This window comes from Kitasatospora sp. NRRL B-11411 (genome assembly GCF_000721345.1).
Classification (GTDB): domain Bacteria; phylum Actinomycetota; class Actinomycetes; order Streptomycetales; family Streptomycetaceae; genus Kitasatospora; species Kitasatospora cineracea.
Window position 1 is genome coordinate 32,562 of sequence record NZ_JOGH01000065.1, and the last position, 8,521, is coordinate 41,082.

Annotated in this window: 8 protein-coding genes; 3 read left to right on the plus strand and 5 right to left on the minus strand. The window is 77.6% G+C overall.

All coding sequences use genetic code 11. The annotated features are described in order from the left end of the window. Window position 1: 1 nt before the first annotated feature. The 3 genes from IH44_RS0125165 to IH44_RS49475 are packed head-to-tail and all read right to left on the minus strand — an operon-like array spanning window position 2 to window position 3,587. Window positions 2-814, minus strand: coding sequence for a phosphatase PAP2 family protein (locus IH44_RS0125165; protein WP_369794991.1), 813 nt, complete (start codon window positions 812-814; stop codon window positions 2-4). After that, the gene (locus IH44_RS0125170) at window positions 811-1,872 is read right to left on the minus strand and encodes a YihY/virulence factor BrkB family protein (RefSeq protein WP_081967101.1); all 1,062 of its coding nucleotides are present in this window, start codon (window positions 1,870-1,872) and stop codon (window positions 811-813) included. The genes IH44_RS0125165 and IH44_RS0125170 overlap by 4 nt, the downstream gene beginning before the upstream one ends. Continuing rightward, on the minus strand, window positions 1,872-3,587 hold the full coding sequence (locus IH44_RS49475; protein WP_081967102.1) for a diacylglycerol kinase family protein: 1,716 nt from the start codon (window positions 3,585-3,587) through the stop codon (window positions 1,872-1,874). The genes IH44_RS0125170 and IH44_RS49475 overlap by 1 nt, the downstream gene beginning before the upstream one ends. Window positions 3,588-3,703: 116 nt before the next feature. On the opposite strand from IH44_RS49475, the gene IH44_RS0125180 reads away from it, so the two are divergent. Beyond that, a complete protein-coding gene (locus tag IH44_RS0125180) occupies window positions 3,704-4,954 on the plus strand; it encodes a phosphatidylserine/phosphatidylglycerophosphate/cardiolipin synthase family protein (protein WP_030461995.1) in 1,251 nt (416 codons plus the stop codon). Between the two features lie 126 nt (window positions 4,955-5,080). On the opposite strand, the gene IH44_RS0125185 is transcribed toward IH44_RS0125180, so the two are convergent. After that, window positions 5,081-5,251 carry a hypothetical protein gene (locus IH44_RS0125185; protein WP_030461996.1) on the minus strand — a complete coding sequence of 57 codons (171 nt, stop codon included), beginning with the start codon at window positions 5,249-5,251 and terminating at the stop codon, window positions 5,081-5,083. A gap of 179 nt (window positions 5,252-5,430) precedes the next feature. Here IH44_RS0125185 and IH44_RS0125190 point away from each other — a divergent pair, with 179 nt between their 5' ends. Together IH44_RS0125190 and IH44_RS0125195 are read left to right on the plus strand one after the other, a co-directional pair. Further along, window positions 5,431-5,700, plus strand: coding sequence for a hypothetical protein (locus IH44_RS0125190; protein ID WP_030461997.1), 270 nt, complete (start codon window positions 5,431-5,433; stop codon window positions 5,698-5,700). Between the two features lie 66 nt (window positions 5,701-5,766). Beyond that, window positions 5,767-6,570: a DUF1206 domain-containing protein gene (locus tag IH44_RS0125195; RefSeq protein WP_030461998.1), complete on the plus strand. Its 804-nt coding sequence runs from the start codon at window positions 5,767-5,769 to the stop codon at window positions 6,568-6,570. A 65-nt stretch (window positions 6,571-6,635) separates the two neighbouring features. Here the strand turns inward: IH44_RS0125195 and IH44_RS0125200 are convergent, their stop codons facing one another. Further along, window positions 6,636-8,111 (minus strand): SulP family inorganic anion transporter, encoded by a 1,476-nt coding sequence (locus tag IH44_RS0125200; protein WP_030461999.1) that lies wholly within the window; start codon window positions 8,109-8,111, stop codon window positions 6,636-6,638. Window positions 8,112-8,521 lie beyond the last annotated feature (410 nt).

Sequence of the window (8,521 nt, forward strand, 5' to 3'; positions counted from 1 at the left end):
CTCACTCCTCGGGCCGCGCCGGGCCGTGCGGGGCGAGTTCGGGCTCCAGCCCCTGCGCGAGCGGCGGCGGGACGGGACGGCCGGTGTCGCGCCGCCAGCCCTCGAACGCCCAGGCGGTGGCGGCGACCAGGGCCAGGCCGAGCAGCCACCCGCCGAGCACGTCACTGACCCAGTGCACCCCGAGCGCGACCCGGGTGAACCCCACGCCCAGCACGCTCAGCCCGGCCACCGCCCGGGCGGTGCGCCGCCACATCAGGCGCAGCGCCGGGGAGAGCACCAGCAGCAGCACGGTGCAGCAGGTGGCGGCGGTCATCGCGTGCCCGGACGGGAACGAGAAGCCGGGGGCGTGCGCGACCGGGTCGGGCAGCGCCGGGCGGGCCCGGGCGACGGCGGCCTTGACCGCCCAGCCGATCAGCCCCGAGGCGGCGGTGGTGGCTGCCGCCCACACCGCCAGCCGCCAGGCCCGCCGCCACAGCAGCCAGGCGACGGCCGCCGCGACCAGCAGCCGCATCGTCAGCGGGTCCCACACCCCGTCGCTGAGGGTGCGCAGCACCGACAGCGCGGCCGGGTGGTCGCGCACGGCGGTGTGCAGCCGGGCCGCCGCGCCCGCGTCGAGCCGGTGCAGCGGCGCCCAGTGGGCCTCGATCAGCACCAGCAGCAGCGCGGCCGGCACCGCGGCCACCGCGAACGCGGCGACGGCGGCGAGCAGGCGCTCGCCCAGCCGCAGGTCGGCGGTGCGCAGCGCGGCGCGGGGCGCGGGGCGGAGCGCGGGGCGGAGCCGGGCGGGACGGCGGTGGGCGGGGCTGCGGGTCACTGCTGCGTCCTCTCGGGGCCGGTGCTCGGGGCAGCCGGGGCGGTCGGGGCGGTCGGGGCGGCCGACGGCGTGCGGTCGGGGGCCGGGTGGCCGGGGGCGGAGGAACCGGGGGCCGGGTGGCCGGGGGCCAGCGGGTCGGGCAGGACCGGGTCGGGCCGTCCGGTGCGGTCGGCCTCCAGCTGGGCGGCGAAGGACAGGCCGAGGAACAGCGCGATCGCGGTCAGGTACGCCCAGACCAGCAGCGAGAACACGGCGCTGAGCGGCCCGTAGACGGCGTCGAAGGAGCCGCTCAGGCGCAGGTAGAGGCTCAGCAGCCAGGTCGCGGCCAGCCAGAGCACCAGGTGGACGCCCGCGCCGAACGCCAGCCAGCTGTAGCCGGGCTGGCGGCGGCGCGGGGCCCGCCGGAAGACCACGGCGGCCGAGGCGAGGGTGAGCAGCACGCCGACGGGCCAGCGCAGCAGGGTCCAGGCGGCGGCGGTGCCGGGGCCCAGCCCGAACACCTCGTCGGCGGCCGCCGCGACCTGCGGCCCGGCCACCAGCACCAGGAAGCCGACGCCCAGCGGCAGGCCGGCGCCCGCCGCCATCAGCAGGCTCCGCCCGTACTTGCGCTCGAACGGCCGGTCCCGCTCGATCCCGTAGATCCGGTTCGCGCCGCGTTCGATCTGGGACATCGCGGTGACCAGGTTGACCAGCGCGAACAGCGCGCCGAACCACAGCGCGAGGGTGCCGCCGGTGCGGTGGCGGCTGCGGTCGAGCACCTCGCGCACCAGGTCGGCGCTGGACGCCGGGACCATCCGCTGGATGCTCGCCGCGACCAGTTGCCCGACCGGGCCGCCGTGCAGCGAGGACGCCAGCCCGACCACGGCCAGCGCGAACGGCACCAGCGCCAGCACGACCTGGAACGCCAGGGCCCGGGCGTGGCTGAACCCGTCCGCGTACCGGAACCGCAGGAAGGCGTCCCGGGCCAGCGGCCACCAGGGCCGCCGGCGCAGCACCACCACGGCCTCGTCCGCGGACAGGTGCTCCCGGCCGGGTCGGACCCGGCTGGCCGTACCCATCAGGCCACCTCCCGTCGGACGGCGGCCCGGCCGGGCCGGTCGGGCTGCCCGGCCGACCGGATCGGTTGGGCCTGTTCAGCCAGGTCGGGCTGTTCAGCCGGGTCGGGCTGTTCAGCCGGGTCGGGCTGTTCGGCCGGGTCGGCCGGGACGCGGACCCGCAGGGCGGCCGGGCGGACGGTCAGGGTGAGGGCGCGGCCCTCGCCGACCGGGTCGCCGTCGCACTCGCGCGGGTGGGCGCGGTCGGCGGTGAGGGTGATCCGGCGGCCGGGGAAGTGTTCCAGGGGCGCGTCCGGGCCGGGGCGGCGGTCGCCGGTGAGCAGGGCCAGCAGGGCCTGCCACCAGCCGCGCGGGCCGTGCGGCTGGACCAGGACCAGGTCGAGCAGGCCGTCGTCGGGCGCGGCGGCGGGCAGCAGCCGGACGCCGCCCTGGAGCGTGCCGACGTTGCCGACGACGGCGGCCCGCACCTGCCGGTGCACCGGTTCGGCGCCGTCCACGGCGACGGTGAGGGCGAAGCGCCGGTCGCCCAGGTGCCGGGCCCCGGCGAGCAGGTACGCGGGCCAGCCGAGGCGGCGCTTCAGGGCGCGGCCGGTGTCGGACATCACGGCGGCGTCCAGCCCCATGCCGGCCATCGTCGCGGCGGCCCGGGCGGGCAGGCCGTCGCCCTCGGCCCGCATCAGGTCGATCCGGCGGGTGCGGCCGGTCAGGGCGGCCGCCAGCGCGGCCTCGGGGTCGGTGGGCAGGCCGAGGTTGCGGGCCAGCAGGTTGCCGGTGCCGCAGGGGACGACCGCGAGGGTCGCGCCGGTGCCGGCCAGGACTTCGGCGCAGGCCGTCACGGTGCCGTCGCCGCCGCAGGCCGCCACCAGTCGGGCCCCGCCGGCGAGGGCCCGTTCGGCGGCGGCCCGGCCGCTGTCCTCCGCCGCCCCCGGCAGGCGGCGGGGCGGCCGGTGGCCGTGCGCGGTCAGCACGGCGCAGAGCCGTTCCAGCAGGGCGCCGTCCACCGTGACCGGGTTGTAGACCAGGGCGACCGGGAGCGGGACGGCCGGGGACGCGGCGGCGGGGGCGGCCGGGGCCCGGTGGGCGCGGGCGGGCAGGGCCCGGGCGACCACCCACAGGGCGGCCGCCCCGTTGAGCCCGCCGGCCAGCACGTCGGTGGGGTGGTGCATGCCGCGGTAGAGCCGGCTGGCCGCCACCAGCAGCGGCACCGTCCACGCCAGGGCGCACAGCAGGATCCGCCACCGGCCCCGGAGCCGGTGCAGCGCGAGCAGGCCGAGGCCGCCGTACAGCGCGGTGGCCGCCCCGACGTGCCCGGACGGGAAGCTGGAGGTGGGCAGCGCGCCGTCCAACCGGACGACGTCCGGCCGGGCCCGGTCCACCAGGTGGGCGGCGGTCACGAACAGCGCCGCCTGGAGCGCCACCGCGCCCGCGAGCAGCGCCGCCGGGCGGGGCCGGTGCCGGAGCAGCAGCAGGAGTGCGACGGCCGCCGTCACCGTCACGATCGCCGGAGTGAAGGCCAGCCCGGACAGCCAGCTGCTGGCCGTGGTCAGGGCGGCGGTGCGGTGGTCGGCCAGCCGGGCGACCAGCCCGTCCTCGGCCGGGTCCCACCAGCCGCCCGGCGGGTGGGTGACCAGCAGCCCGGCGGCCACCAGCACCGTTCCCTGCCCGGCCACCGCCGCCAGCACGCCGAGCGGCGCCGTCCGCCCCTGTGTCCTCGTCATGGCACCCGTGTCCCCCGGTCCGCGGTTTTCATCCCCGCCCGGACGTCAGGAGTCGATCACGGCGCAGCGGGTAACCGAGCGCCCGCCACTGCCACCGGCCCCGGACGGAGGGACCCATGACCACCGAGACCGCCCCCGAACCCGCACCCGCACCCGCGCCCGCGCCCGCGCCCGCCGCGGTACCGGCTGCGGCCCCCGCGTCCGCCGCGGCGGACCGCGGCCGGGTGCTGCGCCGCCGACTGGAGGGGCTGCTGGGCATCGCCGCGACCGAGGGCAACCTGCTGACGCCGCTGCGCAACGGTGACGAGATCTTCCCCGCGATGCTGGAGGCCGTCGACGGGGCCCGGCGGACCGTCGACCTGATGACGTTCGTCTACTGGCGCGGCGACATCGCCCGGACCTTCGCCCGTTCGCTGGCCCGCAAGGCCGCGCAGGGCGTCCGGGTGCGGCTGCTGCTGGACGGGTTCGGCAGCCGGCTGATCGAACCGGAGCTGATCGAGCTGATGGAGGGGGCGGGCGTCCGGATCTCCTGGTTCCGCCGGCCGGTGCGGCTGTCGCCCTTCAAGCAGAACCACCGCTGCCACCGCAAGGTCCTGGTGGTGGACGGCCGGACGGCGTTCACCGGCGGCGTCGGCATCGCCGAGGAGTGGTGCGGCGACGCCCGGCACCCGGGCGAGTGGCGCGACACCCACGTCCGGGTGGTCGGGCCCGCCGTCGACGGCATCGCCGCGGCCTTCGCGCAGAACTGGGCCGAGTGCGCCCCCGGCACCCTGTACGACGCGACGGACCGGTTCGAGGAGCACGAGCAGCCGGGCGACTCGGTGGTGCAGGTGGTGCGGGGCTCGGCCGCCGTCGGCTGGCAGGACCTGCAGACCCTGATGCGGGTGGTGATCTCCTCCGCCGAACGGCGGCTGCGCCTGGCGACCGCCTACTTCGCGCCCGACGACTACTTCGTCGACCTGCTCTGCGAGGCGGCCCGCCGGGGCGTCGCGGTCGACCTGCTGGTGCCCGGGCGACACACCGACAAGCGGGTGTGCCAGCTGGCGGGCGAGCGCCACTTCGGCCGGCTGGGCGCCGCCGGGGCCACGGTCTGGCGGTACGGGCCGACGATGATGCACGCCAAGGTGCTGACCGTGGACGGGGCGGCGGCCGTGGTCGGCTCCGCGAACTTCAACCGCCGTTCGCTGGACCACGACGAGGAGGTGGTGCTGGCCGTGGTCGACGCGGGGTTCACCGCCGTCCTGGACCGGCACTTCGACGAGGACCTGGCGCGCAGCGAGGCCGTCGTCCCGGAGCGCTGGCACCGGCGCGGCCCGCTCCGGCGGGTGCAGGAGGCGGCCACCGCCCCGATCCGGCACTTCCTCTGACCCGGTGTCGGCCCCCACGCGTCGGCCCCGCGAAGCGCATCGGCCCGCGGGACGCGGAACGCGCCGGGGCGGGCACCCCCGCGGGGGTGCCCGCCCCGGCGGACGGTGGTGGCGGTGGCGGTGGCGCTACCAGCGGTACCAGCGGCCGCGGCTGCCGGCCGCCGTGGTGCCGCGGGAGACGAACCCGAGCAGCCAGACCACGAGCACGAACAGGCCCACCCACCACAGGGCCTTCAGGGCGAATCCGGCGCCGAACAGCAGCAGGGTGAGCAGCAGGACCAGCAGAAGGGGAACCACGGAGGACCTCCAGGTGGTGGTGCGTCAGTTCTCGGACGACCCGCCGCATGCCCCGTTCCGGGCGGTACATGCAGGTTCCTCCGGATTCGTCCCGCCGTAGGGTCGCCGGGCACCCCGTTGCGCGAACTCCCTTGGAAGGCAACCGGTTTGTGAAGGCCCCGGCGGGCAAGGCGACGCCCATGAGACGGACTACCTCGGTCATATCCGCACTGGCGCACGCCGCCGCGGCCATCCTGGTCATCTGGATCCTGCTGGACCTCTTCGGGGCCAATCAGGACAACCCCCTCGTGCACTGGTTCCACAGCGTCGCCGACTGGCTGTCGGGCTGGTCCCGCGGCCTGTTCACCGTGTCCCACCACACCGGGCAGGTCCTGCTCGACTACGGCCTGCCCGCCGTCGTCTACGTCGCCCTCGGCAACCTCGTCACCCGCGCCCGTCCCCTGGGCTGAGCGGTCCCGGAAACCCGGGAGACCGCGGGCAGCAGCCAGCAGGAAGAAGGAAGAAGGAGGACGGGCATGGGAGCGAGCGGATCCGACCACTCCCGGCTGGGCCGGGTCACCAGGGCCGCGGGCCGGGCCGGTTTCGTGGCCCGGGGCGTGGTCTACGCCCTGGTCGGCGTGCTGGCCCTGCGGATCGCGTTCGGGTCCGGCGGGGAGGACGCCGACCGGCAGGGGGCCCTGCACCAGGTGGCGGTGCGGCCGTTCGGCGCGGTGCTGCTGTGGGCGCTGGCCGCGGGCTTCGCGGGGATGGCCCTGTGGCGGGTGTCGGCGGCGGTGTTCGGCGAGGCCGGCCGGAAGAGGACGGGGTCCCGGGTGCTGTCGGCGGGCCGGGCCGTCTTCTACGCCTCGGTGGCCTGGGGGACGGCCGCGTACGCGGCAGGCTCCGGCGGCGGGTCCGACAGCGACTCCGCCTCCCGGGACTGGACCGCCACCGCGCTGGCCCGCCCCGGCGGCCGCTGGCTGGTGGGCGCCGCCGGCCTGGTGCTGGCCGCCGTCGGCTCGGTCATCGCCGTCCGCGCCCTCCAGCGGCGCTTCCTGCGCAAGCTCGACACCGCGTCGATGCACCCGCGCACCCGCACCGCCGTGACCGGCACCGGCCTGTCCGGCAACCTGGCCCGCGGCGCGGTCTACGCCGCCGCCGGGGTGTTCGTGGTGGTGGCGGCCGTCCGCTTCGACCCGGGCCGGGCCAAGGGCATGGACGACACCCTGCGCGCCTTCGCCGCCGGCGCCCCGGGCCCGTGGCTGCTGGGCGCGGTGGCCGGCGGGCTGGTCCTGTACGGCGTCTTCTCCTTCGCCTCCGCCCGCTGGCGCCGCTTCTAGCGCCGCGGCGGGCAACCTTCGCCCCGGCGCGGCACCGGGAAACGGCGCCGCGCCGGGGTGGCGGGTCAGGTGGTGACGGTGAGCGGGGGTTGCCAGCTGACGGTGGCGGGGTCGTGGGCGGCGTGGCGGGCGGCCCAGGTGAGCAGGGCGGTGCGGCAGGCGTGGTCGAGGTGGCGCAGGGCGGTCCAGTCGAGTTCGACAGGGCGGCCGGTGGGGAGGGATTCGAGGGTGTCGAGCAGGCGGGGCAGGCGCAGGAAGGTGGCGTTCCCGCTGAGGCGGACCTTCAGCGGGCCACCGGGGCCGGTGTCGGCGAGGTCGATGTGCAGGTGGGAGGTCTGCCAGGCGCTCTTGGCGACGGCGAGGGCCACACCGATCAGGACGCCCTCGAAGAGGGTGGTGAGGACGATCGCGGCGGTGGTGACGGCGAGGACCGCGAGTTCGCCGCGGTGGCCGCGCCACAGGGCGGCGGCCGGGCGCAGCGGGATGAGCTTGGCCCCGGCGTGGACGAGTACGCCGCCGAGCACGGCGAGCGGGATCAGTCCGAGGACGGCGGGCAGCAGGGCCGCGAACAGCAGCAGCCACAGCCCGTGCAGGACCCGGGAGGTCCTGGTGCGGGCCCCGGCCTGGACGTTGGCGGCGCTGCGGACGATGACGGCGGTCATCGGGAGCGCGCCGAGCAGGCCGCACAGGGTGTTGCCGATGCCCTGGGCGGTGAGTTCGCGGTCGTAGTCGGTGCGCGGCCCGTGGTGCATCCGGTCGACGGCGGCCGCGCTGAACAGGCTCTCGGCGGAGGCGATCAGGGCGAAGGCGAGGACGGTGCCGAGCCCGGCGGTGCCCGCGACCGCGGCGAGGCCGTCGCCGGTGGGGAGCGCGACGGCCTCGAACAGGCCGTCCACCCGGACCCTCGGCACGTCCAGGCCGAACAGCGCGGTGGCCGCGGCGGCGAGGGCCACGGCGGCCAGCGGGGCGGGCACCGCCCGGACGGGGGCGGGCAGCCGCCGCCACAGCGTCAGCAGGGCGACGGTGGCGGCCGCCATGACCAGCGCGGTGGTCGCGGCCCGGCCGGTGAACCAGTCGGCGGCCAGCGCGGGCAGGGCGCCGATCTTCCCGGCGCCGCTACCGGGGGCGGTGCGCCCGGAGACGGCGTAGAGCTGGCCGAGGATCAGGATCAGGCCGATGCCGGCCAGCATGCCGTGCACCACCGAGAGCGAGATCGCCCGGAACCAGCGGCCGGTGCGCAGCAGCCCCATGGCGATCTGGAGCAGTCCGGCGGCCAGCACCAGCACGCCGAGCGAGCCGAGTCCGAAGCGCTGGACCGCGTCGAACACGAGGACGGTCAGACCGGCGGCCGGGCCGCTGACCTGGAGGCTGCTGCCGGGCAGCAGGCCGACCACCAGGCCGCCGACGATGCCGGTGACCAGCCCGCGTTCGGCGGGCACGCCGGAGGCGACGGCGACGCCCACGCACAGCGGGACGGCCACCAGGAAGACCACCAGCGAGGCGGGCAGGTCCTGCCGCCAGTGCGCGAGCGCCCCGCGCAGGGCGGCGGCGCGGCCGGGGTCGAGGTCGGGGTCGAGGTCGGAGAGCGGGGCGTGGCCGGGGGCGCGGTCGGGGAGCGGGTCGCGGCCGGGGGCGCGGTCGGGGTTCGGGGTGGTGTTCACAGGGCGCGGGCCTCTCCGGGCGGGAGGGCGCGGGCGGGGTGGGGCGGGGACGGTCGCATCGGTGTCTCCTTCCGCCCGTCCGGCGCGGGCCGGACGGGGGTGCTGTCGGTGGGCAGCGGAGCGTGCCGACGGGGCGTCACCGCGACCGGGCGGCCCCGGGTGTCGGGGGGTGCCGGTGCGCGGACGGCGGCCGTCGGCTCGCGGGGCCGCTCAGCAGCGGAACACCTGGAGGCGCGCGAGCGCGGCCGGTCTGGGGCCGTCGGCGGTCGTCGGGGCGGGGTGCGCGGGGG